The following is a 25,851-nucleotide window of genomic DNA, read 5'->3' as shown; positions in this document are numbered from 1 at the left end:
AGGCAGAACATCATCGAGGGAAGCATGGCTGCGGGAATATCAAAGGATACGGAGCTGAAGCTGACCAATGTTGCAAGAGTGGGCCTTGAAAAACGATTTCCTCGAGCAGGGCGGCATCCGCGAGCGCATGACCAATGCCCGGTTTCAGAGAAGTAGCTGCCGTTTCCATTTTCCCTTCTCGTCCGTTCAGCCCCTTCCGTCCGTTTGGTTTTTTCCCTCTACTGGCCCTTCAGCAGCGTTTTTTCCAGCCAGTCGAAGGTGGCGGCGAGGACTTTGCGCGAGGCTTTGGCGGTGGCTTGTTCATCCTTGCCGCTCCAGTCGTGGCTGACGCCGTCGATGACGATGAGCGTCGTGTTGACGCCCACTGCTTTGAGGCGTTTGTCGAGCTCGCGGGATTGCGAGGCGGGGACTGTGGTGTCGGCGCTGCCGTGGATGAGCAGGGTTGGCGGGTCGTTGGCGTCAACGTAACTGATGGGGCTGGCCTTGGTGAACACGCCGGGCGGACAGCCTTCGCGGGTGCATCCGAAAAAGTGAAGCGGGCCGCTGGGGTCGATCGAGCTGTCCGGCGCTGTGGCCTGCGGGAACATGCTGCTCAGTTCGTATGGGCCGTACCAGCCGATGAAGGCCTGCACGCGGTCGGACTCTCCGGCGTTCTCCACGCCGGGCGGATCGAACTCCATATCTTCGCCCGTAAATGCGCTCATGGCGGCAAGATGCGCTCCGGCGGACGCGCCCCAGACGGCGACGCGATCCGGATCGATGCCGTACTTTTCTGCGTTGGCCCGAAGGAAGCGGATGGCCGCTTTGACGTCCTGCAACGCTGCCGGAAAGCGAGCCTCGCCGCTCAGCCGGTAGTCCACCGAGGCGACCGCGAAGCCGCGTTCGGCCAGCGTTGCGAGTACGGCGGGGAAGTCGGCGAAGTGGCCGGAGGTGCGCCTGGAGCCGGTCGTCCAGCTTCCGCCGTGGAGGAAAATGACGAGCGGGCGCGACGTCTCGCCGCCGGGGCGGTAGAGGTCGAGCAGCAGCGGGCGGTAGCCAGCCTGCGTCGAATAAACAATGTCTGGCGTCACCATGACGTTGCCGAGCCGGATGCTGGCGGGCAGGAGCGCGTCGCTTTCGACGTTGCCGCTGGAGACAGGAATCGCGGAAGGCTTCGCCCGAAGCGTTGGCGCTGCCGGTATGGTGAGCAGCAACGAAAGGGTGATGGCTGCGGCATGGCGCTTTGTCATTGGGTGTTTCCGGTTTAAAGGTAGCGGACGACTTCTTCGAGCGGCTTGCGGCTTTTCGGGCGCGTCTGCGCGTCTGCGGAGGCGTAGCCGAGCGGGGTGATGGCGAAGACCTCTTCGGTGGGGCCGAGGCCGAGCGCTTCGCGCAGCTTCGTCGGGTCGAAGGCGGAAATCCAGCAGGTGGCGAGCCCCTCGTCGTGCGCGGCCAGAATCAGGTGATCCATCGCGATGCCGAGGTCGGTTTCGAGCGAGTTCCATCCGTCCGACGGGCGCGCCCACGCGGCCTCGCGGTCGCCGGTAACGACGAGAATGTGCGGCGCTTCCTGGAACCAGTCGCGCTCGTAGCATGGACGGAGCTTCGCGAGCATCCCGGGCGAGCTGACGACGAGAAACTTCCACGGCTGGAGGTTCTTTGCCGACGGAGCGAGCCGCCCGGCGTCGAGCACCCGTTCGAGGATTTCCGGCGCGACCGGGCGACTCGGGTCGTAGCCCCGGACGCTTTTTCGTGATTCGACAAGGTTGTGCAGAATCATGATTTTTTCTCTTCGCCCAGGGTCAGCTTGCTGAGCATTTCGAGATCGCCGCCCTGGCCGATGACGATGATCGTGCCGTTTTTCTGGATGATCTCCGCCGGGCGCGGCGTGGTGTGCAGCTCGCCGCCGGGAAGTTTGTACCCGACCACGTTGATGCGGTGGTTGTTGTACAGATCGACCTCCTGGAAGGATTTGCCGACGAGCGGCGACTTGTCGCTCACCAGGTACTGGGCAATTCTGAGATTGAGGTTGTTGGCGTTGCTCAGCTCGTCGAGGTACGCTTCGAGTTCCGGTTCGGTCAGGAGATTGGCCATGCGCTTGCCCGCCGAGCGGTAGAGCATCACCACCTTTTCGGCGCCCGCGCGGCGGAGCTTGCTCTCCGACTCGTCGCAGTCCGCGCGCGCCACGATGTAGAGGTTTGGCTTGAGGTTGCGAGCGGTCAGCACGATGAAGACGTTTTCGGCGTCGTTGCCGGCGGCGGCGATCAGCCCCTTTGCGCGGTGCAGCCCGGCATCGGCCAGCACCTCTTCGTCGGCGGCGTTGCCCTTGATGGCCAGGAACCCTTCGTCACGGGCGCGGAGCACGTTGTCGATCGCGTTGTCGATCACCACGAAGGGAATCGTCTTCGTTCGGAGCTCTTCGGCGACGCTTCCCCCCAGGCGGCCGTATCCGCAGATGATGAAATGGTCGTTCAGTTTCCGAAGCATGCGTTCATTCCGTTGAGTTTCCCAGTGCGTCCGCCATTCGCCCGAGAGGAGGAAGACGGCGACGTTGGTCAGGGTGAAGAAAAAGAGGCCGGTGCCGCTGACGATGAGCACCATCGTGAAGATCTTTCCGGCGTCCGAGAGCGGATGGACTTCGTGGAAACCGACCGTCGCCACCGTGATGATCGTCATGTAGAGCGCGTCGAGCGGGGTCATATGCTCGATGGACATATACCCGAAGGCGCCGGAGAGTATCAGGAGCGCGACACTGACAAAAAAGACCCAGAACCGGCGCAGGGTGGAGAACTGTTGAGACTCTTTAGTCAATGGCGATGGTCGTCATGGCGTTTATCGGAGCGATTTCAGAGCTTGCGGATTTTGCCGAAATCTTTCGAGATTTTCTGGAACATGTGGTTCGTCGCCGTCTGCATGATCACCGTCATGCCGGTGCTGACCATGGTGCGGACAACCTTCTCGGGCACGATGCGGAATGCCGGGTAAAGCAAAAATTTGACGTTGACCCGGAGGTCGAAATCGACCCTCGTCCGCTCTGGCTGCATTGGCGCAATCAGCATTTCGGCCGAAACCTTGCCTTCGAAGAGGTACTTTTCAGGCATGGCGAATGTCTTGCTTGCGGGCAAGGGGCGCCAGGTAATTTTGCGGCCCACCGTGAACTGGCGGATCATCTCGTCGCTCATCTCCTCCGGGTCCATCGAGGCGACCTCGTCGGGCAGATCGACAAGAATTTCGCTCTCCTGCTGAATGTTGAAGATAACGTCGAACGGATTGTTCTGCGGATCGGTGACCCTGAAGTGCCAGCGATACGCGTCGTCCTGGTCGAGCGATTCGACTTTGCGGCAGAACGGGTTGAAGGCCAGAATTCTCGGTTGGTCGGAAAGATAGTCAACCGTATCGTCGAAGTTTCGGTAAAATACCCATTGACCCTTGCTTTTGCCTGTGGCGGTCATTTCCAGCATATCGTTGTCTCCGGCTCATGCGTGAACTATCGGCGCATGAGCGATCTCATATCCTTTGGTTGTAAAAATGGTCAACTGATCGGCGTGAACCCTGAAAATATAGCGACTCTCCGGCAAAATTTCGCACATCGCCCGGACTGCGCCGATGCCGCTCTCAGGCGGTTTCGGCCTGCAACCGCTCGGCCTGGTCGTGCATCCGCAGCGCTTCGATGAGCGGGTCGAGTTCGCCCTGCATGAACTGCGGCAGGGCGTGGCTGGTGAAGCCGATGCGGTGGTCGGTCACGCGCGACTGCGGAAAGTTGTAGGTTCTGATTTTGGCGCTCCGGTCGCCGGTGCTCACCATCGAGCGGCGCAGGTCGGCGCGGCTTTTCTGCTGCTCGGTGATCTGGATGTCGTAGAGCTTCGAGCGCAGCATTTTCATCGCGCGCTCGCGGTTATGGAGCTGCGAGCGCTCCTCCTGGCAGGCCACGACGATGCCCGACGGCACGTGGGTGATGCGCACGGCGGTCTCGACCTTGTTGACGTTCTGGCCGCCCTTGCCGCCGCTGCGGAAGGTGTCCATCTGCAAGTCATCCTTGCGGATTTCCACGTCCACCTCCTCGGCTTCGGGCAAGACGGCGACGCTGGCCGCCGAGGTGTGGATGCGCCCCTGCGTTTCGGTTTCCGGCACACGCTGCACACGGTGTACGCCGCTTTCGAACTTGAGGATGCCATAGACGTCGTGGCCGCTCACTTCGAGCACAGCCTCCTTGAGGCTGCCCGGCACGGAGCCTTCGCTGACGTCGAGCGTCTGGCAGCTCCAGCCCCGCCGTTCGGCGTAGCGCTGGTACATGCGCACCAGGTCGGCGGCGAAAAGGCCCGCTTCGTCGCCGCCGGTTCCGGCGCGGATTTCGATGATGGCGTTGCGGCTGTCGGCCTCGTCTTTCGGCAGCAGCAGGATTTTGAGCTGCTGCTCAAGCTCCGGCAGGTGCTCCTGAAGTTCGGCGGCCTCCTGTTCGACGAGCGCGCGCATCTCCGGATCCTCCTCATTTTTCTGCATCGCGAGCGCCTCGTTGAGCTGCCGTTTCGCGCGGCTCCAATCGTCGTATGCCCGGACGATCTCTTTGAGACCGCTGTACTCCTTGTTCAGCTTTCTGAAGCGATTCTGGTCGGAGACCACCTCCGGATCGGAGAGCTGCTGCTCGATGGTCTGGAATTTGTCCTTGATGGACTGAAGCTTGTCAAACATGAGCGACGGGCGAAACCGGAATCAGGGGTTCAGGAGATCGTTGACCATGAAATAGGCGAAGAGCGCCAGCAGGATCATCATGCCGACTTGCTGGATGCGCATCTTGATCTCGAACGGAATTTCGCGGCCCAAGGCGCCTTCGATGGCGTTGAGCAGAAACTGGCCGCCGTCGAGCGCCGGGATGGGCAGGATGTTGATGACGGCCAGCGAGATGGAGAGCACGGCCACGAAGTATATGAAACTGATCGGCCCCTGCTCGGCGCTCTGGTTGGCGATCCTGGCGATTTTGATGGGGCCGCCGACCGATTTGCGGAAGTCCTCCTGTCCGCTGAAGATTTTGCCGAAGCCCTGCACGGTGAGCACGGTGGTTTTCCAGGTCTGGTTCAGGCCGCTCGAGATGGCTTGCGGAGCCGAAAGTCTGATCCGTTCGCTCTCGATGGTTTGCTTGAGCGAGATGCCGATTTTGCCGGAGGTGCTAGCCACCGCCCTGGTGGTGAAGGTCTCGCCGTTTTTGCGGATGAGATCGGCAGTCAAGGGTTCGGTTGACGCACCCTTCAGGTGCATCCCTGTGATGACGAGCGTTTTGCCCGCACTTCTGGAGATGATATCGACCACCTCGCCCCAGTCGTTGACAGGCTTGCCGTCAATGGCGGTAATGAGCGAACCGGGCAAGATGCCCGCTTTGGCTGCGGGATCGCCCGCCAGCACCTGGTCGATGACCGGCGGCATGGTCGGCCTGATGCCGAGCGCCTGGTTGTCGTTGAGCTTCGATAGAATGTCTTTGGGAGCCGTGAGCGTCAGCACCTCTCCGTTCCTCTCGATGGTGTATTGCAGTTTTCCCGAAGCGAGCTGTTCGGGAGCGAGCGCCTCTTCCCAGTATTGAAGTTTCTGGCCGTTGATGGCAACCAGCCGGTCGCCACTCTTCATGCCCATCCCTGCGAACACCGAGTTCGGCTCGATGTAGGCCGGAGTGCTGATGGCGGTGCGTGATTCACCGAACGTGGCGGTGATGCCGATGAAGATGGCCGCGGCCAGCGCCATGTTCATCGCCACGCCGCCAGCCAGCACGACGAGGCGCTGCCAGACCGGTTTGGCCCGGAACTCCCAGGGCTTGACCTCTTCGGTGACGTGGTCGGTGTCCATACTTTCGTCGATCATGCCGGCGATCTTGACGTAGCCGCCGATCGGAAAGGCTCCGATGCCATATTCGGTTTCGCCGATCTTTTTCTGCCAGAGCCTGATGCCCCAGAAGTCGAAGCCGATGAAGAACCGGTCAACCCGCATCCCGAAAATTCTCGCCGTGATGAAGTGCCCGAATTCGTGCGCCGTGACGAGAATGAAGATGGCGATGATGAAGTAGAAAATCGTGCTTAGTAGCTCCATGATGAGTGCGGTTCGACCGGTTGTTTCTTGATGTTTTGCCCGGAATTATCCGATAAGCTGTTTTGCCGTTTCGCGCGCCCAGCGGTCTGCCTGAAGGTACTCTTCGAGCGTGACTGGCGTGTACGCTTCGTGCGCCTGCATGGTTTTGTCCACGGTGTCGGCAATGGCGGTGAAGCCGATCTTTTTGTCGAGGAACGCGGCAACGGCGATTTCGTTGGCGGCGTTCAGCACTGCCGGGTAGGTCTGGCCGGCCTTGAGGGCGTCGAAGGCCAGGCGCAGCGCCGGGAAGCGCTCCATGTCGGGTTCCTCGAAGGTGAGCGTGGCGACTTTCGAGAGGTCGAGCTTGCCGATGCCGGTTTCGCAGCGCTCCGGCCAGGCCAGCGCGTAGGCGATGGGGGCGCGCATGTCGGGTACGCCGAGCTGAGCGATGACGCAGCCGTCGATGTACTCCACCATCGAGTGGATGATGCTTTGCGGGTGCACCACCACGCCGATCTTCTCGGCGGGCATGTCGAAGAGCCAGTGCGCCTCGATCACTTCGAGTCCCTTGTTCATGAGCGTCGCCGAGTCGATGGTGATTTTTGCGCCCATCGACCACTGCGGGTGCTTGAGCGCTCGCTCCGGGCCGACGTTTTTCAGCTCCTCGGCGGGGGTATTGCGGAACGGGCCGCCCGATGCGGTCAGGATGATGCGTTCGATATCTTCGGTGCGGTGGCCGACCAGCGACTGGAAGATCGCCGAGTGTTCGCTGTCCACGGGCAGCAGTTTGACGTTGTGCTTTTTGACGAGATCGGAGACGAGCTGACCGGCGACGACGAGCGTCTCCTTGTTGGCCAGCGCGATGTCTTTTCCGGCTTCGATGGCCCGGACGGTCGGCACCAGACCAGCCGCGCCAACGATGGCCGAAACCACCATGTCCGCGCCATCGACGGCGGCAACATCGGCGGCTCCGTCGAGGCCGCAGAGAATTTCGGGCTTGTGCTCGCCGAGCATTCCCTTGAGGCGTTCGCGCGACGCCTCGTCACGCACCGAGACCAGCGACGGCCTGAATTCATCGATCTGCTGGCGAAGCATTTCGACATCGTGGCCTTCGGCAAGGGCCTCGATCGAGAACCTTTCGGGGTGACGCCGGACGACGTCGAGCGTGCTGAGTCCAATGGAACCGGTACTGCCGAGAATGGATAAGGATTTCATGGTTAAGACATTGGCGTGAAGAGGGATGAAAAAAGCGCCGCTGAAACTGTTTTGTCCCGTCTCGCGGCTTACCGGAGCGGGATCGTCACGTTTTTCCGGGCGGCGACCTGAATTCGACGGCCTGAATTTATGCTTTTTCAGCACGCTGTACAAACAACGCCTTCCGCCCCAGCGGGTAATTGGCCGATTCTGTTTGTTATCTTTTGAAAATATGTTATACTGCCAACCCTTTTTCACGGGTCTCTAGCTCAGCTGGTTAGAGCGACTGGTTTACACCCAGTAGGTCGGGGGTTCGAATCCCTCGGGACCCACCATTCTCCCTCTCTTTTCCCTCTTCGCTTTTCCGAAGCTTTTCAGGTCAGGATGCGGAATCCGCTGTCGGAGGTATCGACCTCTATTTCCTTCACTTTGAACGCGGTGACGCTGGCGCGGGCCGGGCCGATCCGGGATTGCCGGAGCAGTTCATCCACCAGCCCCGCGCTGCCCTGCGCTTCGATTTCGACCTTGCCGTCCGGCAGGTTCCGCGTCCATCCCGAAAGGCTACGGGCGGAGGCTTCGCGCCGCACGAACATGCGGAAGCCAACGCCCTGCACCAAGCCGCTGATGATGACGTGAACCCGCTTTTGCGTCGTTGCGCTCAATTCTGGGAAATATTTCTGGACTGCCGGAGTCTTTCGACGGCCTCTTCCAGCTCCTTGCGCTCCGGGTCTGCGGGCGTCTCATCGCCTGAATCGGCAGGCGACGCCGCCGGTTCGGCTTCAGCGATGAGCTGCTGCGTGGCCATATCGACGCCGTTGTGGCATTCGTGGGCGAGGTGCTCGGTGAACTTGCCTGCCGAGCGCTTGCCGAGAATCGCCTCGATCTGGCAGTACTGCACGACCTCTTTGGTGAGCAGCTCACGGGCGAGCGTTTCGAGCTTGTCGCGGTTCTCAGAAAGCATCTGGTGCACCTGCTTGCGGGCGGCTTCGACAATCGCCTTGACCTCATTGTCGATCATTCTGGCGGTTTCGTCCCCATACTTTTTGTCGATGCTCGGCCCGCCGGTGTAGGGATTGTTGCTTTCGAGGAACGAGAGGTAGCCGACCTTTTCACTCATGCCATAGACCACGACCATGTTGTAGGCGATTTCCGTTACCCGTTCGAGGTCGTTCTGCGCGCCGGTCGAAATCTCGCCGAAAATGATCTCCTCGGCGATGCGTCCGCCAAGCAGGCCGCAGATTCTCGCTACAAGCTCGCTTCTGGTCATCAGATAGCGGTCTTCGAGCGGAATGTTCAGCGTGTAGCCAAGGGCGCTGACGCCACGCGGCACGATGGAGATTTTCTGCACCGGGTCGTTTTCCGGCATCATCCAGCTCACGATGGCGTGACCGGCTTCGTGGTAGGCCACGATCTCCTTTTCGCGCGGGTTGATCACCTTGTTCTTCTTTTCGAGACCGGCGATGACCCGCTCGATGGCGTCCTCGAAATCCTTCATCTCGATGCTCTGCTTGCCGCGACGCGACGCGAGCAGAGCCGCCTCGTTGGCCGCGTTGGCGATCTCCGCGCCCGCGAAACCGGGAGTCTGCGAGGCGAGCGCCTTGAGGTTCACGTCAGGCGAGAGCGAGAGGTTCTTGGTGTGCACCATGAAGATGTCGATACGCCCTTTCAGGTCGGGCCGGTCAACGACGATCTGGCGGTCGAAGCGGCCAGGGCGGAGCAGCGCTGTGTCGAGCACGTCCGCGCGGTTGGTGGCGGCCATGAGGATCACGCCTTTGTCGGTGGCGAAGCCGTCCATCTCGACCAGAAGCTGGTTCAGCGTGTTTTCGCGCTCGTCGTTGGCGCCCATCATGAAGCCCTTGCCACGGCTGCGGCCGACCGCGTCAATTTCGTCAATGAAGATGATGCACGGCGCTTTCTCCTTGGCCGACTTGAACAGGTCGCGCACTCGCGCCGCGCCGACGCCGACGAACATTTCAACGAAGTCTGAGCCGCTGATGCTGAAGAACGGCACATCGGCCTCGCCCGCGACCGCCTTGGCGAGCAGCGTCTTGCCGGTGCCGGGAGGGCCGACGAGGAGCACGCCCTTGGGGAGCTTGCCGCCAAGCTTGGTATATTTTTTCGGGTCTTTCAGGAAATCGACCACCTCCATCACCTCGGCCTTGGCCTCGTCCAGACCGGCCACATCCTTGAAGGTGATGCGGGTGTGCTCGTCGAGATTTTCATAAAGCGCGGCTTTGTTTTTGCCGATATTCATGAACTGCGAACCGGGGCCGCCCATCCTGCGGAACATGAAGAAATAGATGCCGATAAGCAGGCCGAAGGGCAGCAACCATTGCAGCAATTCGCTGATCCAGCCGCTTCCCGGAGTCGCTTCATAATGAATTCCTTTCGATTCAAGAAGCGGAATCAGTTGTTCGTCGCGCACGGGATTGACGACGACCTCGTTTTTCGATGAGTCTTTGCCCGGCATCCGGAATGCGGGAGTGTTCTGCCCGGAAGGCTTGCTCGCCGCCGCGGAAAGAGAGTCCGCCTTGAGCTGGACATAGATTTTTTCCGGCGCGAGCCTGATCGATTCGACCTGGTTCTGGTCGATCAGTTTACGAAAGTCACTGTAGGCAATTTCGCGGGTCGAGCCTGACCAGAAGAATGCGAGCTGAAAGCCGATGATCAGTAAAATGACTGCTATGTAGTAGAATATTGAAAAACGGGGCTTCCGCGACCCGTTGTCTTCCGGCTCGTTTTTATAGGGATTGTTCAGCTTGAATGGGTTGTCTGCCATCGAGTATGCTCATAATTAAAGAGATTCATCGACATCTTTGCCGATTTTCAGTCACGAAACTTGCGGTAACTTTTCAGGGTGGAGAGAATTCCGGGGGCCAGAATTTGAAAATAATACACCATATTACTCCGACTCACAAGATACATAACTCTGTTGGATTAATATATTCTTTTGACTAATAGTTTCTTGTGCCCCGGCGGGCATCCGGCCAGGAGTGGTCGAACGATGTTCTTCAATCCGGGGCCAACAGTTATATTTATAAAACAATGTGTGATCTGATCTGATAATTTTTCGTGTTTTAGCCATCTATGAGTTCAGCAAGAAACAAGGCGAACAGCAGGATCGCCTCGCTCCGGTCGATGCTTTGCGTCGGTCTCGACAGTGACCTGTCGAAAATGCCCGCGATTTTCCGTTCGATGGAGCGCCCGGTTCTCGAGTTCAACCGGGCGGTCATCCGGGCGACCGCTGCTCATGCCGCAGCCTACAAGGTCAATACCGCATTTTATGAATCGCGGGGACTTTCCGGAATGCGCGATCTCGACGACACGCTCCAGGCGCTGCCGCCGGAGTGCCTGAGCATTGCGGACGCCAAGCGCGCCGATATCGGCAATACCAGTCGTCAGTACGCGAAGGCCTTTTTCGAAGCATGGCCTTTCGATGCCATCACGGTGGCTCCCTACATGGGCTTCGATTCGCTCGAACCCTTTTTTGAATATGACGACAAACTTGTGTTTGTCTTGTGCCTCACCTCAAATTCCGGTTCCGCCGATTTCGAGGAGCGCATCCTCGATGATGGCCGCCCGCTCTACCGCGCCGTGCTCGACAGGGTCAGGAGCTGGCAGCGCAACGGAAACGCAGGAATCGTTGTCGGCGCCACCAAGGCAGGCCTCTTGCAGGAACTTCGGCAGGAGGCTCCGGAGCTGTTTTTCCTGATTCCCGGCGTTGGTGCGCAGGGCGGCTCGATGCAGGAGGCGGTCAATCAGGGCGCTGATCCGGATCGCGGTGGCGCGGTGGTCAACGTGAGCCGGGCGCTCATTTTTCCGCCGGGCGACTTTCGGAGCATCGAGGAGTTTGAGGATGCGGTGCGCCACGAGGCAGCGAAGTTGCATAATGATATAAAAGCGATACTGTAAATTTGTACGCATATAGTATATTGGAGCGATAATAATACGGTGCAGCCTTTTCGCTCCTTCTGGAAAGGAGTGCGAAGCGCTGGTAAAAGGCAATAATGCTACCAAAGGAGAGGATGTATGTGCGGGATCATTGGTTATATAGGCAGGCGAGAGGCGGCTCCATTACTGTTGAACGGTTTGAAACGCCTGGAGTATCGCGGTTATGACTCGGCCGGCATGGCTGTACTGAACGGCTCGATGAAGATGCTCAAGAAAAAGGGCAGCGTCAGCAATCTCGAAGAGCTTCTGAACGTGTCGGGCACCGTCATGGTTGGCGCCACGGTCGGCATCGCTCACACCCGCTGGGCGACTCACGGCGATCCGAGCGACAGGAACGCCCATCCCCACATGAACGTCTCCGGCGATATCGCCCTGATTCACAACGGCATCATCGAAAACTATTCGACGCTCAAGCAGGAGCTGATGGCCGAAGGCTATGAGTTTGAAAGCGATACCGATTCCGAGGTGCTCGTTCACCTGATCGACCGCATCTGGAAAAACGATCCGGCGCTCGGCCTTGAAGGTTCGGTGCGTCATGCGCTCCGGCATGTCGATGGAGCCTACGGGATCTGCGTCGTCTCCTCGCGCGAGCCGGACAAGATTGTGGTGGCCCGCAAGGGCAGCCCTCTGGTGATCGGTCTCGGCGACGGTGAGTTTTTCATCGCTTCCGACGCCGCACCCATCGTCGAGCACACCAACAAGGTGGTCTATCTGTCGGATGGAGAGATGGCCGTTGTGACCAGGGACAACTATACGGTCAAGACGATCGAGAATGTCGAGCAGCAAAAAAGGGTGACGGAACTTGATTTCAGCCTCGAAAAGATCGAAAAGGGCGGTTTCGAGCACTTCATGCTCAAGGAGATTTTCGAGCAGCCCGAGGTGATGCGTGACGTCATGCGAGGCCGTGTGCGCGTCGAGGAGGGGTTGGTGCATCTTGGCGGCATTCACGACTACCTCGATCGCCTCAAGCAGGCCAAGCGGATCGTGATCTGCGCCTGCGGCACGAGCTGGCACGCCGGCCTGATCGGCGAGTACCTGATCGAGGAGTTCGCCCGCATTCCGGTTGAGGTCGATTATGCCTCGGAGTTCAGGTACCGCAACCCGATCGTCTCATCCGACGACGTGGTGATCGTGATCTCCCAGTCGGGCGAAACCGCCGATACCTTGGCCGCGCTCAGGCTTGCCAAAGAGAAGGGGGCGATGGTGATGGGCATCTGCAATGTGGTCGGCTCGACCATTGCCCGCGAGACGCTGTGCGGCATGTACACCCACGCAGGCCCCGAGGTGGGCGTGGCTTCGACCAAGGCGTTCACCGCCCAGGTGATTGTGCTCTTCATGCTCGCCATAGCCATGAGCAAGGGACGCACCATTTCACACGAGGAGATTCGCCTGAACCTGCGTGAGCTTGCGGAAGTGCCCGACAAGGTTGCCCGGATTCTGGAGCAGAACGACGCCATCAAGGAGATGGCCGTCAAGCTCAAGGATGCGCGCAACGCGCTTTACCTGGGCCGGGGCTACAACTTTCCGGTGGCGCTCGAAGGCGCGCTGAAGCTCAAGGAGATTTCGTACATTCACGCCGAGGGGTACCCGGCCGCCGAGATGAAGCACGGGCCCATCGCCCTTATCGACGAGGATATGCCGGTGATCGTGATTGCCACGCGCGACAATACCTACGCAAAGATTCTGAGCAACATAGAGGAGGTGCGCAGCCGCAAAGGAAGGGTGATCGCTATCGCCAGCGAAGGCGATCGGGAGATCGAGCGGCTGACCAAAGATGTCATCTACATTCCGCAGGCCTCCGCCGCAGTGCTGCCGCTTCTGACAGTCATTCCGCTGCAACTGCTCTCCTATCATGTCGCCACGCTTCGCGGCTGCAACGTCGATCGTCCGCGCAACCTCGCCAAATCGGTGACGGTGGAGTAGCGATTCCTCTCATTTCCGCAGGCCGCCATTTGCCGCATCAGCCGGGCAAATGGCGGCCTGTTTCTCGCCGATTGACTCTCCTCCGAAAAGAGCATTCCGCCAAATTATCAAACACTCTGTTTTGGCGATCAGTCGCCGGAGCGCACCGGGCTTGCCGTAATCCGGGTGGTCGGGAATTATTTCTTTGTCTCTTCCGGTTATCTGTCGAACAGTTGCTTGCCAGATAGAATCATTCAAATCGCAGAGTTATGGAAGGTCATATTGTCATCACGGGCGCTACCGGAGTGATCGGCAGCGAAGTCGCGCGCCGACTCGTCAAATCTGGCCGAAAGGTCGTTCTTTTCGCCCGCTCTCCGCAATCGGCAGCGGCGAAAGTTCCCGGCGCGGCGGGCTATGTACGCTGGGATTCAGACATGACCTCCGGCGAGTGGACAGCTTCGATCAATGGCGCTTATGCCGTGATCCATCTTGCTGGCCGACCGTTGCTCGAAACCCGCTGGACCGAGGAGCACAAGGTCGCCTGCTACGACTCCCGCATCAACAGCACCAGAGCACTGGTGGCTGCAATGGCGTCGGCTGCGGTCAAGCCAAAGGTATTCGTCTCCTCGTCGGCTATCGGCTACTACGGTTCGTTCGAGCGGTGCGAGGAGACCGCTCCCCTGACGGAAGTGGCTGTGCCTGGCAAGGATTTTCTCGCCAAAATCTGCTACGATTGGGAAAAGGAGGCCATGCCAGCTGAAAAACTCGGCGTGAGGGTCGTGCGTCTCAGGACGGGAATCGTGCTTTCCACCAAGGGGGGCTTGTTGCAGAAGATGATGACCCCCTTCAGTTATTTTATCGGCGGGCCGGTCGGCTCCGGTGATCAGTGCCTGTCATGGATTCATCTTGATGACGAGGTATCGATCATTCTCGAAGCGCTCGACAATCCCGCCTGGAGTGGGCCGGTCAATGCGGTCGCGCCAGAGCCGGTCAGCATGAAAGCGTTTGCCGATACTCTTGGTTCGGTGATGCACCGTCCTTCCTTGTTCCCGGTGCCAAAGCTGGCGGTACAAATACTCATGGGAGAGGGAGCCGAGTATGCCGTAAAGGGGCAAAAAGTAATACCAAGGTTTCTCGAAGAGCACAACTTTCATTTCGCTTGGCCGCTTTTGCACGAAGCGCTTGATGATCTTGTCTCAAGAGAGATTTGATTAGCCGCTTTTTTGGCGAACGAGGCGGGTTGAGCTGTTGACTCCAGAGTCGATCCAGCGCATAAAAAAAGCGGGCAAGACCTTTGTGAGCCTGCCCGCCTGAAAAAATCCATTATCTGAAGCCGTAGAAGTGCTCAGTACTGCTCTCTTCTGGGCGGACGCTGCTCGCGGGGCCTTGCCTCATTGACCTTTATGGTGCGGCCTTTGAAGTCTTTGTCATTCATCGCATCGATAGCTTCGCGAGCTTCGGCTTCATTCGGCATGTCAACAAATCCGAAGCCTTTGGAGCGGCCTGAAAATTTGTCACTGATGATGTTGGCGCTGTGCACCTGCCCGAACTCAGAGAACTTCTCGCGCAAGTCTCCATCGGTAATGCTGTACGGCAGATTGCCAATGTAAATATTCATTGTGGGACGGTAGAAACATGTGCTTCGATAGAAAAGAGACGCTACGGGATAACCAAAGCACCTGTTCCCCCGCAAGCGATCAGCCAACCACTGGCTAAATAAGCCTAAATTTACCTTAGTAGACATTTTTTTTCAAAAAGAAAAACTTTTTCGAGCAGAGTTTTTACGCTGTATTTTCGTTAAATACCTGTTCTTTTTTTTGTTTTCTTCTCTCATTTCCCTGCTATCGTTTCTTCAGAGAATGATGCACGTATGTCGGTATTGTGGGCTGTTTCTACCTGGTCGTAAGAAAATGGCTTTAAAATTTGCCAGAGCTTAAATATTTAATTATTATGAGTCGTCATTCATAAAATATTAAGGCTCTAAAAATCAATTAATTAAAAAGGGTTATGGCAAAAAAAATCAGTACATCGCTGTTGCTGTTTTTCGCAGCGATGATGGCCCACAGTACAGCGTGGGCGGCCGAGCCGGTTGTGACCGATACCGGCACGACCTCATGGATGCTCACTTCGACGGCGCTTGTTCTGTTGATGGTTCCCGGTCTCGCGATGTTCTATGGAGGCCTCGTGCGAACCAAAAACGTTCTTGGCACCATGATGCATAGTTTTGGCGCCATGGTTGTGATCGGCGTGTTGTGGCCGCTGGTCGGATATGCGCTGAGCTTTGGCCCCGGCATTTTGGGTGGTTTTGTCGGGTGGGAACCGAAGTATTTCATGTTGCAAGGTATTGACGATTCAATCATGTCTTCCCAGATTCCCGAGTATGTGTTTGCAATGTTTCAGGGCAAGTTTGCCATTATCACTCCCGCTCTGATCGCCGGCGCGTTTGCCGAGCGTGTCGATTTCAAAGGCTATCTTGTCTTTATCGCCTTGTGGTGCATTTTTGTTTACAGTCCGATCTGCCACTGGGTTTGGGCTGCCGACGGTTTTCTGTTCAATCTCGGCGCAATGGGTGCTATCGATTTTGCCGGTGGAACGGTCGTTCATATCTCTTCTGGCGTGACTGGTCTTGTTGCAGCGCTTTTCCTTGGCGCTCGCAGAGGATACCCCAGAAACGTGATGTCGCCGAACAACCTGGTCATGACCCTCATGGGCGCAGGCTTGCTCTGGGTTGGATGGTTCGGTTTCAACGCAGGTAGCGCCATCGCCAGCAACCTGGCTACAGCTCGCGCTTTGACGGTTACCCAGATCGCCGCCTCATCGGGCGCCTTCACCTGGCTTGTCATTGAACTGGTGCATCATGGCAAGGCAAGCAGCCTTGGCGTGGCATCGGGCATTCTTGCCGGCCTGGTGGCGATCACGCCGGCCGCCGGCGTCGTGCCTCCTTCCGGCGCATTCGCGCTTGGCGCTATTGCCGCGGTTATCTGCTATCTTGGTCTTCTGCTGAAAGGCAAGCTCGGTTACGATGACAGCCTCGATGCTTTCGGCATACATGGTATTGGCGGTATTGTCGGCGCTCTCTGCCTGACCTTCTTCATCCGCCCGTCCTGGATGGCCGAGGCTGCCGCCAAGGTTGGCGGCTCATGGACCGTCTGGCAGCAGCTCGGCGTACAGGCGACTGCGGTCGGCATCACGGTTGTCTATGCGGCAGTCGTTTCGCTCGTCATTCTTTTCATCGTCGAGAAAACCATTGGACTGCGCGTTAAAGAGAATGATGAAATGTCCGGGCTCGATCACAGTATGCACGGCGAGCAGGGATATGGCCTTATCAACCCTAACTAATTACGAAGCATGAAACTGATAACCGCCATCATACAGCCCGACCGGCTCGACCATGTTCGTGAAGCGCTGATCCAGGCTGATATTACGAGGATTACCGTCAGCCGGGTCACCGGCCATGGACGCCAGGAGGATATAGAATATTATCGCGGTCAGAAAATCGCGCCGAACCTGCTTCCGAAAGTCCGTCTCGATATCGCAGTCAACGACCAGTTCGTCAACGTGACCGTCGATACCATCGTTGCGGCGGCAAGGCACGAAAGCGGCGAGATCGGTGACGGCAAGATTTTCATCACCCCGCTGGAGGAGTGCGTGAGGATCAGAACCAACGAGCGAGGGGGCAGCGCTATCTGATACCGGGGTATTCTGTTCATTTGTCTTTCAGCCCAACCACAAGAAAAAAGCCGCAAGGATTCTCTCCGCTGCGGCTTTTTCTTTTTGTTCCATTTCGCTTCGGCACTCTTTTTTCCTGCCGAATCGCTATTTCATTTGCCTCCAGTCAGGCGTCGTGGCGTCGAGCCAGCGCACGGCATCCGGGTCGCCGCGCCGGGCGGCCTGCTTGAAATCATCGAAAGCGCCGGTGCTGTCGCTGGTCTTGATCCTGGCGATGCCGCGATGGAAATAGGCTGACGCCATTTTCTGGTCGATGCCGATGGCCTGGGTGAAGTCGGGGATCGCCTCGGCGTAGCGGCCGCTCATGTTTTTGACGACGCCCCGGTTGAAGTAGCCCACGGCCTGAAAATAGGGTTCGCCGAGGTCGATGACTGCGGTGTAATCGGAGATCGCCCTCTGGAACTGGCGAAGCCTCTGCCACGCCGCGGCTCGCATCTGGTAGGCCATGACGTAACGGTTATCGTTTTGTATGGCCTGCGAGTACAAGCGGACAGCTTCATTGAGATTTCCTGTGCGGTGCATCGAAAGCGCCTCGTTGTAGTAGCTTTCAGATGACTTTGCCGCGCATGGAACCCCAGGCAGGAACATCGACACGGAGGCAAGCACGAGCAAGGTCGAAAGACGCTTCATGGGGTTTTGGGTCGGGTGAAATTAGATTCGTGCGGTTTTGCGGCGAACAGGAGGCCTCTGAATAAAAATAGTTATCACGTCTCAAAAAATTAAACGGAAAGTCAGTACCTTACCCAGTAAACAGGTCTGCTGACGCTATCTTTGTTCCCGCTCTTGCCATGAGGCGAGGCGTATGGTCGGCCCACTCAATCCGAAATCAGGGCCTGCATGTTTCGCATCAGTCTTGAAGAGTTCGAAGGCCCCCTCGACCTTCTGCTGTTTTTTATCAAGCGTGACGAGCTTGACATTTACAACATTCCGGTCTCGAAAATCACCGGCGATTTCATCGCCTACATCCACGCCATGCGGAGGCTGAATCTGGAGGTCGCCGCCGAGTTCATCTACATGGCCTCGATGCTGATGAGCATCAAGGCGCGGATGTTGCTCCCCCGCGCGGAACCCGAGGCTGGCGATGACGGGGAGTTCGATCCGCGAACCGAGCTGGTGCAGCGCCTGCTCGAATACAAGCAGCTCAAGGAGGGTGCTTCCGAACTGGAGCTTCTCTGGCTCGACCGGGAGCGGATGTTTCCGCGCGGTTATTTCGAGGAGCTGGAGCCTGCGGTGATCGACGAGATGGACGAGCCGGTCAACCGCCCGACGCTCTATCATCTGATGTTGGCCTACCAGTCGGTGCTCGACAACATGCCGAAGGAGCGAACCCAGAATGTAACCGACGCGCCGGTGACGATCGAGGAGCAGAGCGCCCTCATCATGGCGCGCCTCCGGGAGCGGGTGCAGGTGTCGTTCAGCTCGCTTTTCGTCGAAATCCGCGAAGCGATCGTGATGGTCGTGACCTTTCTGGCCGTGCTTGAACTCTGCCGCAACCACAAAATCTCCGTCATCGTCAAGGAGGGGGTCAACGATTTCTGGATTTCGCAGAGAGATTCCGCCGAATAACCTTTAAACTCAATAAGCCCATGCCTGAAATTGCGCCGTTCAAGGGGATCGTTTATGGCCCCGATCTCGCCCGGGATGCCGCCCGGCTCGTTTGCCCGCCGTACGATGCCATTCCTTCCGCCATGCAGCAGGAGCTGTACGAGAGTTCCGATTGCAATGCCGTCCGGCTGGAACTGCCCGCCGAGGCGGATCCCTACGCCGCCGCCGCATCCCGGCTGCGCGAGTGGCTTGCGTCGGGCGTTCTCTCGCAAGATGGCGAACCGGCGCTCTATCCCTGCTTCCAGACCTTCGAGGACGAGCACGGCGTCACCCGTACCCGCAAGGGGCTGTTCGCCGCGCTCCGGCTCTACGATTTTGCCGAAGGGCAGGTGCTGCCGCACGAGCGGACGCTCTCCGGCCCGAAGGCTGACCGGCTGAAGATGTTCCGCGAAACAGGCGCGAACATCAGCAGTATCTTCGGGTTGTACGCCGATCCCTCCCGCCAGGTTGACGAGGCGATCAGCGAGTTTGCCGCGCAGCACGAGCCGCTGATCGACGCCACCTTCCAGGGGGTGCGCAACCGCCTGTGGCGCGTGATCGATCCCGAACTGATCTCCGCCGCGCAGTCGGTGCTGGCCGGGCTGAAGGTCTATATCGCCGACGGCCACCACCGCTACGAAACCGGCCTGGCTTACCGCAACGAGTGGGCGGCGTCGAATCCCGGCCATACGGGGCGGGAGCCATATAACTATATCATGACCTATCTGTCGAACATTTACGACGAGGGCCTCCTGATCCTGCCGATTCACCGTCTCGTTCACAGCATCGAATCGTTCGACCCCGAATGTTTTATCAAGCGTCTCGACCGCCACTTCACCGTGTGGGAGCTGCCGGGCAGGAGCGCGCTCGACGAATTTCTCGCGACTGGCGGCGCGGCAACGGTGTTTGGGCTGGTGCTGCCCGGCATGGTGCTCGGCATTTCGCTCGACCTGAAGCCCTCCGAGGCGCTGTCGTCGCCCGTGCCGGAAGCGTTGCAGAGCCTCGATGTCGTGGTGCTGCATGACCTGGTGCTCAACCAGATTCTCGGTATCTCCGCCGAGGCGATGGCGAGCCAGAGCAACCTCGCCTATGTGAACCGGACGGTCGATGTGTTCGAGGCCGTGGCGTCAGGCAAGGCGCAACTCGGCATTGTGCTCCGGCCCGTGCAGGTCGAACAGGTGATCTCGGTCTCCGTTTCAGGCGAGGCGATGCCGCAGAAATCCACCTGGTTCTACCCGAAGGTGATGACCGGCATGGTCTTTCACTCCCTGGAGAAGGCGTCGTGAGGGGAGAGTTTCTGTCGGCTTCGGCGGACGAAACCCGCGAGTACGCCCGGCGCTTCGCCGCCGGGTTGCAGCCCGGCGACGTGGTCTGCCTCACCGGCAATCTCGGCGTGGGCAAGACCGAGTTCATGCGCGGCATCACCGAGGCGTTCGGCTGTGAGGAGCAGCTCTCCAGCCCCACCTTTTCGCTGATGAATATTTACGAAGGCTTGATGCGAGGGCGTCCGGTCGAGCTGCACCACTTCGATCTCTACCGGCTCGAATCGGAAAAGGAGCTTGACTCCGCCGGGTTCGACGACTATCTTTCGGGGCCATTTCTCTCGGTGGTCGAGTGGGGCGAGCGGTTCTCGTCGCTGGAGCGGCGCTACACCCGCCGGGTCGAGTTGTTCATCGCCGGGGAGAGCCAGCGGAAAATTGTCATAACCTGAAGCGGATTCATGAAGATTCTTGCCATCGAGTGTACTCACGGTTTTGCCAGCGTGGCTGTCAGCAACGGCGAGCGTGTTTTCGAGCGCCGTTTGGCGGAGTGGCAGAAAACCGCCGAGTCGCTCGTGCCGCTCGTCATGCAGGCGATGGCGGAGGCGGGATTGGCGGTGGCTGAACTCGACGGCGTCGCAGTTTCCTCCGGCCCCGGCTCCTTTACCGCGCTGCGCATCGGCCTCTCCGTGGCCAAGGGCGTCGCCTTCGGCGCGGGTCTGCCGCTCGCGCCGGTTTCGACTTTGCTCGCAATGGCCGAAGCCGCCACGGAGCATGTTGCGTCGAGGTTCGTCGTGTCGGTGATTCAGTCGAGGCCGGGCGAGTATTTCTATTCTATTTTTTCGGTGGAAGATGGAGCGTTTACGGAGATCGAAAGCTCGCGCTGCCTCGTCTCCGGACTGACCGCGCGGCTTGCCGCTTTTGCCGATAGTCTCGCCATGGTCAGTCGATCGGCTGACACGCTTGCCAGCGAGGCTCCTTCGCTCGCGCCTTACCTGATCGACGCTTCATTTTTCAGCGCCGCATCCCTCATTGGCCATGCGGAAAAAGCGTTTGCCGAAGGTGTCGCCGGAACCGCCGCCGGGACGGCTCCCGATTACCGGCAGACCTTCACGCCAGCGCCGCCGCGCGGCTGATCCTCCTCTTTTCCACGCCGTTCCGCCCTGCCGGAACCCGCCTCCACCAGCGGGTTACTGTTTTGTTTCAGGGTTAGTTCAATAGTACATTATTGCTATATTGATTCGCGGGAATGCATCCCGCGTGAAGGATTATTCATTATCAAAACGGATACCAATGTCCCGTTCGGAACATGATGCCTCTTCCGGGATCGAAGCCCGCGAAGTGGCGATAAGTGAGTTGCTTGCCAGGAGAGTCGCGGAGTTGTCGCTTGAAAAGAAAGGTGAAAATGTCAAGATTCTCGATCTCCGCAGTCTGACGAGCGTGACCGATTTTTTTGTGATTATCACCGCCGACTCGGAGCGTAAAGCCAAGGCGGTAACTGATTTTATCGTCGATGAGATCAAGGAGGAGGGCGAGCGCCCGATGCATATCGAGGGTCTCGATTCGCTGCACTGGGTGCTGATCGATTACGTCGATGTGGTCGTGCATATCTTCCAGCCCGACGAACGCAAATTCTATGACCTCGAATCGCTCTGGTCGGATGCGCCGGTCACGGTCGTCACCGCTCCGGAGCCGACTGAAGAGCAGGAGACGCCGGAGAGCTGACGGATAGCGTCCGTGGGCGCTCCGGCGTTTCAGGTTTTACAAGCTATTTCATACATTAGGCCATCGTTTTTCAGGGTAACTCAAAGTCAGGGTATCGATTATGCAGCGTGAGAAGATTTTGCCGATCAGCATCGAGGAGGAAATGCGGGGTTCCTATCTCGATTACTCAATGTCGGTCATTGTCAGTCGAGCGCTTCCCGATGTCCGTGACGGCCTGAAGCCGGTGCATCGCCGTGTGCTCTACGGTATGCACGAGCTGGGCCTCCAGGCGGGCAAGCCGCACAAGAAATCGGCTCGTATCGTCGGTGAAGTGCTCGGTAAGTACCATCCGCACGGTGACACCGCCGTCTATGACAGCCTGGTGCGCATGGTGCAGGACTTTTCGCTGCGCTATCCGCTGATCGACGGCCAGGGTAACTTCGGCTCGGTCGATGGCGACTCTCCTGCGGCGATGCGTTACACCGAGGTGCGCATGAAGCCGATCGCGGGTGAAATGCTCAAGGATCTCGACAAGGAGACGGTCGATTTTTCCCTCAACTTCGACGATTCGCTCGAAGAGCCGACGGTGCTTCCGGCGGCGATTCCGAACCTGCTCGTCAACGGCGCGTCGGGCATCGCCGTCGGCATGGCGACCAACATCCCGCCGCACAACATGCGCGAGGTGGTCAGCGGCCTGATTGCGTTCATCGAGAATCCGGAGATCGAGATCACGGAGCTGATGAAGCACGTCACCGCGCCCGATTTCCCCACCGGCGGCATCATCTACGGCTACGAAGGCGTCCGGCAGGCCTACCTGACCGGTCGCGGCAAGGTGGTGATCCGGGCCAGGGCGCTGGTCGAGGTGACGCAGAAGAACGGCCGCGAGTCGATCATCGTCACCGAACTTCCCTACCAGGTCAACAAAGTGAGGCTGATCGAGAAGATCGTCGAGCTGGTGCACGACAAGAAGGTCGAAGGCATCGCCGACATTCGCGACGAGTCCGACCGCGAGGGAATGCGCTTGGTCATCGAGCTGAAGCGCGACGCGGTGGCCAAGGTGGTGCTGAACAATCTCTACAAGCACACCCCGATGCAGGACACTTTCGGGGTCATCATGCTGGCGCTGGTCGATGGCGTACCGAGAGTGCTGAATCTCAAGGAGATGATGCAGTACTACATCCGGCACCGCAACGAGATCGTCCTGCGCCGTACGCAGCATGATCTTTCGGCCGCCGAGAAACGCGCGCACATTCTCGAAGGCCTCAAAATCTGCCTCGACAACCTCGACGAGGTGATCTCGACGATCCGCCAGTCTCCCGATGCGGCCACCGCCCAGAACCGCCTGATCGAGCGCTTTGGCCTGTCCGAAGCGCAGTCGAAGGCGATCCTCGAAATGCGCTTGCAGCGCCTGACCGGCATGGAGCGCCAGAAGATCGACGACGAGTACCGCGAGACGCTCGCGCTCATCGAAGAGCTGAAATCGATTCTCGAAAGCCCCGCAAAGCAGATGGAGATCATCAAGAGCGACTTGCTGAGGGTCAGCGAGGTCTATGGCGACGCGCGCCGTACCGAGCTTCGCCCGCAGGAGGGCGACTTCTCGATCGAGGACATGATCGCTCAGGAGGATGTGGTCATCACCATCACCCACGACGGCTTCATCAAGCGCTTCCCGGTGTCGGGCTACCGTCGCCAGAATCGCGGCGGGCGCGGCGTGGCCGGAGCGCAGGCCAAGAACGAGGATTTCATCGAGCACATGTTCATCGCCTCCACGCATAATTATATCCTCTTTTTCACCACTGCAGGACGCTGTTACTGGCTCAAGGTGTATGAAATTCCGGAGGCGGGTCGCTCTGCGCGAGGCCGTTCGCTGGCCAACATCATGGAGCTTCCTCCAGGCGAGAAAATCAGAACCTATATCAATATCAGGAACTTCGACGATCCGCATTTCATCATCATGGCCACGGCCAATGGCATCGTCAAGAAGACTGATCTCATGCAGTACTCCAATCCGCGACGGACGGGCATCAACGCCATCACCATCGAGGAGGGCGACGAGCTGATCGAGGCGCGCCTGACCGACGGCGACCACCAGATCATTCTGGCCAAAAACTCCGGATACGCCGTCCGCTTCCCGGAGTCGGAGGTTCGCTCGATGGGGCGCACGGCGATGGGCGTCAAGGGCATCACGCTCGACGAGGACGAACGCTGCATTTCGATGGTCACCACCAAGCGCAACGACACCACGCTGCTCGCCGTCACCGATAACGGCTATGGCAAACGCAGCAAGGTCGATGATTACCGGATGACCCGGCGCGGTGCGAGGGGCGTCATTACCATCAAGGCGCACGAGAAGATCGGCCATCTGGTGGGGCTGCTCGACGTCAATGACGAGGACGACCTGATCATCATCACGACCAATGGCATCGTCATCCGCCAGCACGTTTCGGATATTCGCGTACTTGGCCGGAACACCTCGGGGGTCAGGCTCATCAGGCTCGACGCGGGCGACAGGATTTCCGGCACGGCGAGGGTGCCCAAGAGCGACGACGATTCGGCGACCGAGCCGCTCGGTGATGGCGACGATGTCCAGCTCGATCTGTTCTGATCGTCAAATCTGGTTCTTGTGCTCAGGAATGGAAGTTTATTTGAAACGGGGATGCAGTTTTCTGAAATGAATCTGAAGGTTATCACTTAAAATAGTATCTGAACGTATGGCGCGCCCGAAGAACGTAAAGCATATTTTTGTCACCGGTGGTGTGATCTCTTCCCTTGGCAAGGGCATCCTCTCCGCCTCGCTCGGCTTTTTGCTCAAGTCGCGCGGATTGCGCGTGGCGATCCAGAAGTACGATCCCTACATCAACGTCGATCCCGGCACGATGTCGCCCTACCAGCACGGCGAGGTCTATGTGACCGACGACGGCGCGGAGACCGACCTCGATCTCGGCCATTACGAGCGCTTCCTCGACGAGCCGACCTCACAGGCCTCCAACCTGACGATGGGGCGCGTCTATAAAGCGGTGATCGACAAGGAGCGGCGCGGCGAATATCTCGGCGGCACGGTGCAGGTGGTGCCTCATGTGATCGACGAGATCAAGGAGAAGATGGGCGACCTGGCCAAAAATGGCAGCCTCGACGTGCTCATCACCGAAATCGGCGGCACCATCGGTGACATCGAGTCGCTCCCGTTTCTCGAAGCGATGCGCCAGCTCAAGCTCGAACTGGGCGAGCACAATCTGCTCAACATCCACCTCACCTTTGTTCCCTACATCAGGGCAGCCAGCGAGCTGAAGACCAAGCCGACGCAGCACAGCGTCAAGATGCTGCTCGAAACCGGCATCCAGCCCGACATCCTGGTCTGCCGGAGCGAAAAGCCATTGTCGAAGGAGATCAAGAACAAGGTTGGTCATTTCTGCAACGTTCACGATCAGGATGTGATCGGGCTGAACGATTGCGATACGATTTACGAAGTGCCGCTTATCCTGCTCAAGGAGCAGCTCGACCTGCGCGTCATGAAAAAGCTCGGCCTGAAGAAGTTCCGCGAGCCGAACCTCGAATACTGGAAGAACTTCTGCGAAAAGGTGAAGCACCCGAAAGACGGCGAAATCACCATCGGCATCTGCGGAAAGTACACCGAGTACCCAGACGCCTACAAGTCGATTCTCGAATCGTTCGTCCACGCTGGTGCAAGTAACGATGTCAAGGTGTCGGTCAAGATGCTCAGGGCCGAAGATGCCGAAAATCCAAAGTTTGATATTGCCAGCGCCTTCGAGGGGATCAGTGGCCTGCTTGTCGCGCCCGGCTTCGGTGATCGCGGCATCGAGGGCAAGGTGCGTTTCGTTCGGTACGCGCGCGAAAATAACATCCCCTTCTTCGGCATTTGCCTCGGCATGCAGTGCGCCACCATCGAATTCGCCCGCAACGTCTGCGACCTGCCCGACGCCAACTCGACAGAGTTCAACAAGCGAGCGCGTTTTCCGGTCATCGATCTCATGGAGCACCAGAAAAAGGTCAAGGAGAAGGGCGGCACCATGCGTCTCGGCAGCTATCCGTGCATTCTCAGGGAGGGATCGAAAGCCTACGAGGTCTATGGCAAATTTCTCATTAACGAGCGTCATCGCCATCGCTACGAATTCAATAACCAGTTTCGAAAGCTGTTCGAGGAGAAAGGGATGGTTTTCTCCGGAACCTCGCCCAACGGTGATCTCGTGGAGATTGTCGAGCTGAAAAATCATCGCTGGTTCGTGGCCGTGCAGTTCCATCCGGAGCTGAAGTCGCGAGTGCAGAAAGTGCACCCCCTCTTCGACGGCTTCGTTCACGCAGCCAAAGAGTTTGCCCAGGGCAAGCGTCAGCTTTCGCTCGAAGTCGAAATGCCACGGCTCAGCGAGGAAGAAGAGATAGCCGGATAGCCTCTGTGTCAGAGGTTATTGCACAGAAGGGGCGCGGGAGCGCCCTTTTGGTGTTTTAAGGGCTATTCAGAGGACTTGGCGGACGAAGTGGA

General features: G+C 58.5%; 23 protein-coding genes and 1 tRNA gene. 13 read left to right on the top strand and 11 right to left on the bottom strand.

Annotation, left to right across the window (positions count from 1 at the left end):
- Positions 1-218: 218 nt before the first annotated feature.
- The 7 genes from FGF66_RS03760 to FGF66_RS03730 form a co-directional block, all read right to left on the bottom strand.
- The gene (locus FGF66_RS03760; protein WP_139456369.1) at positions 219-1,229 is read right to left on the bottom strand and encodes an alpha/beta hydrolase; all 1,011 of its coding nucleotides are present in this window, start codon (positions 1,227-1,229) and stop codon (positions 219-221) included.
- A gap of 14 nt (positions 1,230-1,243) precedes the next feature.
- Positions 1,244-1,762 (bottom strand): nitroreductase family protein, encoded by a 519-nt coding sequence (locus FGF66_RS03755; protein ID WP_139456368.1) that lies wholly within the window; start codon positions 1,760-1,762, stop codon positions 1,244-1,246.
- Entirely contained in the window at positions 1,756-2,790 is a 1,035-nt protein-coding gene (locus tag FGF66_RS03750; RefSeq protein WP_139456367.1) for a potassium channel family protein, read from the bottom strand. The genes FGF66_RS03755 and FGF66_RS03750 overlap by 7 nt, the downstream gene beginning before the upstream one ends.
- 35 nt (positions 2,791-2,825) lie before the next feature.
- Complete coding sequence (locus tag FGF66_RS03745; protein WP_139456366.1) at positions 2,826-3,440, bottom strand: DUF1997 domain-containing protein; 615 nt, start codon at positions 3,438-3,440, stop codon at positions 2,826-2,828.
- 154 nt (positions 3,441-3,594) lie between these two features.
- Complete coding sequence (gene prfA, locus FGF66_RS03740) at positions 3,595-4,668, bottom strand: peptide chain release factor 1 (protein WP_139456365.1); 1,074 nt, start codon at positions 4,666-4,668, stop codon at positions 3,595-3,597.
- A 21-nt stretch (positions 4,669-4,689) separates the two neighbouring features.
- The gene (gene rseP, locus FGF66_RS03735; RefSeq protein ID WP_139456364.1) at positions 4,690-6,051 is read right to left on the bottom strand and encodes an RIP metalloprotease RseP; all 1,362 of its coding nucleotides are present in this window, start codon (positions 6,049-6,051) and stop codon (positions 4,690-4,692) included.
- Positions 6,052-6,096: 45 nt separating this feature from the next.
- Entirely contained in the window at positions 6,097-7,245 is a 1,149-nt protein-coding gene (locus tag FGF66_RS03730) for a 1-deoxy-D-xylulose-5-phosphate reductoisomerase (RefSeq protein ID WP_139456363.1), read from the bottom strand.
- Between the two features lie 237 nt (positions 7,246-7,482).
- Here FGF66_RS03730 and FGF66_RS03725 point away from each other — a divergent pair.
- Positions 7,483-7,559 (top strand) — tRNA-Val (locus FGF66_RS03725).
- A 39-nt stretch (positions 7,560-7,598) separates the two neighbouring features.
- Here the strand turns inward: FGF66_RS03725 and FGF66_RS03720 are convergent.
- Together FGF66_RS03720 and ftsH are read right to left on the bottom strand one after the other, a co-directional pair.
- Positions 7,599-7,886: an acylphosphatase gene (locus FGF66_RS03720; protein ID WP_139456362.1), complete on the bottom strand. Its 288-nt coding sequence runs from the start codon at positions 7,884-7,886 to the stop codon at positions 7,599-7,601.
- Positions 7,883-10,003 (bottom strand): ATP-dependent zinc metalloprotease FtsH, encoded by a 2,121-nt coding sequence (ftsH, locus tag FGF66_RS03715; protein ID WP_139456361.1) that lies wholly within the window; start codon positions 10,001-10,003, stop codon positions 7,883-7,885. The genes FGF66_RS03720 and ftsH overlap by 4 nt, the downstream gene beginning before the upstream one ends.
- Positions 10,004-10,311: 308 nt before the next feature.
- On the opposite strand from ftsH, the gene pyrF reads away from it, so the two are divergent.
- From pyrF to FGF66_RS03700, 3 genes are all read left to right on the top strand, one after another.
- Positions 10,312-11,136: an orotidine-5'-phosphate decarboxylase gene (gene pyrF, locus FGF66_RS03710; protein WP_139456360.1), complete on the top strand. Its 825-nt coding sequence runs from the start codon at positions 10,312-10,314 to the stop codon at positions 11,134-11,136.
- A 117-nt stretch (positions 11,137-11,253) separates the two neighbouring features.
- On the top strand, positions 11,254-13,098 hold the full coding sequence (glmS, locus tag FGF66_RS03705; protein WP_139456359.1) for a glutamine--fructose-6-phosphate transaminase (isomerizing): 1,845 nt from the start codon (positions 11,254-11,256) through the stop codon (positions 13,096-13,098).
- 248 nt (positions 13,099-13,346) lie between these two features.
- Complete coding sequence (locus tag FGF66_RS03700; RefSeq protein WP_139456358.1) at positions 13,347-14,288, top strand: TIGR01777 family oxidoreductase; 942 nt, start codon at positions 13,347-13,349, stop codon at positions 14,286-14,288.
- Between the two features lie 134 nt (positions 14,289-14,422).
- Here the strand turns inward: FGF66_RS03700 and FGF66_RS03695 are convergent, their stop codons facing one another.
- Positions 14,423-14,695, bottom strand: coding sequence for an RNA recognition motif domain-containing protein (locus FGF66_RS03695; RefSeq protein ID WP_139456357.1), 273 nt, complete (start codon positions 14,693-14,695; stop codon positions 14,423-14,425).
- A gap of 389 nt (positions 14,696-15,084) precedes the next feature.
- On the opposite strand from FGF66_RS03695, the gene FGF66_RS03690 reads away from it, so the two are divergent.
- Entirely contained in the window at positions 15,085-16,416 is a 1,332-nt protein-coding gene (locus tag FGF66_RS03690) for an ammonium transporter (RefSeq protein WP_139456356.1), read from the top strand.
- Positions 16,417-16,425: 9 nt separating this feature from the next.
- On the top strand, positions 16,426-16,767 hold the full coding sequence (locus tag FGF66_RS03685) for a P-II family nitrogen regulator (RefSeq protein ID WP_069808456.1): 342 nt from the start codon (positions 16,426-16,428) through the stop codon (positions 16,765-16,767).
- A gap of 126 nt (positions 16,768-16,893) precedes the next feature.
- Here the strand turns inward: FGF66_RS03685 and FGF66_RS03680 are convergent, their stop codons facing one another.
- Complete coding sequence (locus FGF66_RS03680) at positions 16,894-17,436, bottom strand: tetratricopeptide repeat protein (protein WP_139456355.1); 543 nt, start codon at positions 17,434-17,436, stop codon at positions 16,894-16,896.
- A gap of 207 nt (positions 17,437-17,643) precedes the next feature.
- Here FGF66_RS03680 and FGF66_RS03675 point away from each other — a divergent pair, with 207 nt between their 5' ends.
- The 7 genes from FGF66_RS03675 (at position 17,644) to FGF66_RS03645 (ending at position 25,759) form a co-directional block, all read left to right on the top strand.
- Complete coding sequence (locus FGF66_RS03675) at positions 17,644-18,372, top strand: segregation and condensation protein A (RefSeq protein ID WP_139456354.1); 729 nt, start codon at positions 17,644-17,646, stop codon at positions 18,370-18,372.
- Between the two features lie 20 nt (positions 18,373-18,392).
- Positions 18,393-19,676, top strand: a complete 1,284-nt coding sequence (locus tag FGF66_RS03670) for a DUF1015 domain-containing protein (protein ID WP_139456353.1) — start codon at positions 18,393-18,395, stop codon at positions 19,674-19,676.
- Positions 19,673-20,101: a tRNA (adenosine(37)-N6)-threonylcarbamoyltransferase complex ATPase subunit type 1 TsaE gene (tsaE, locus tag FGF66_RS03665; protein ID WP_139456352.1), complete on the top strand. Its 429-nt coding sequence runs from the start codon at positions 19,673-19,675 to the stop codon at positions 20,099-20,101. Before FGF66_RS03670 ends, tsaE begins: the two co-directional genes overlap by 4 nt.
- A 9-nt stretch (positions 20,102-20,110) precedes the next feature.
- On the top strand, positions 20,111-20,785 hold the full coding sequence (gene tsaB, locus FGF66_RS03660; RefSeq protein ID WP_139456351.1) for a tRNA (adenosine(37)-N6)-threonylcarbamoyltransferase complex dimerization subunit type 1 TsaB: 675 nt from the start codon (positions 20,111-20,113) through the stop codon (positions 20,783-20,785).
- A gap of 157 nt (positions 20,786-20,942) precedes the next feature.
- Complete coding sequence (rsfS, locus tag FGF66_RS03655; protein ID WP_170181196.1) at positions 20,943-21,374, top strand: ribosome silencing factor; 432 nt, start codon at positions 20,943-20,945, stop codon at positions 21,372-21,374.
- Between the two features lie 100 nt (positions 21,375-21,474).
- Positions 21,475-23,958 (top strand): DNA gyrase subunit A, encoded by a 2,484-nt coding sequence (gene gyrA / locus FGF66_RS03650; RefSeq protein WP_139456349.1) that lies wholly within the window; start codon positions 21,475-21,477, stop codon positions 23,956-23,958.
- Between the two features lie 106 nt (positions 23,959-24,064).
- Positions 24,065-25,759: a CTP synthase gene (locus tag FGF66_RS03645; RefSeq protein WP_139456348.1), complete on the top strand. Its 1,695-nt coding sequence runs from the start codon at positions 24,065-24,067 to the stop codon at positions 25,757-25,759.
- Positions 25,760-25,851 lie beyond the last annotated feature (92 nt).

Source organism: Chlorobaculum thiosulfatiphilum (assembly GCF_006265165.1).
Taxonomy (GTDB): Bacteria; Bacteroidota; Chlorobiia; order Chlorobiales; family Chlorobiaceae; genus Chlorobaculum; species Chlorobaculum thiosulfatiphilum.
The sequence above is the reverse complement of the archived record's forward strand: the minus strand, read 5'-3'. Positions and strand labels throughout refer to the sequence as shown.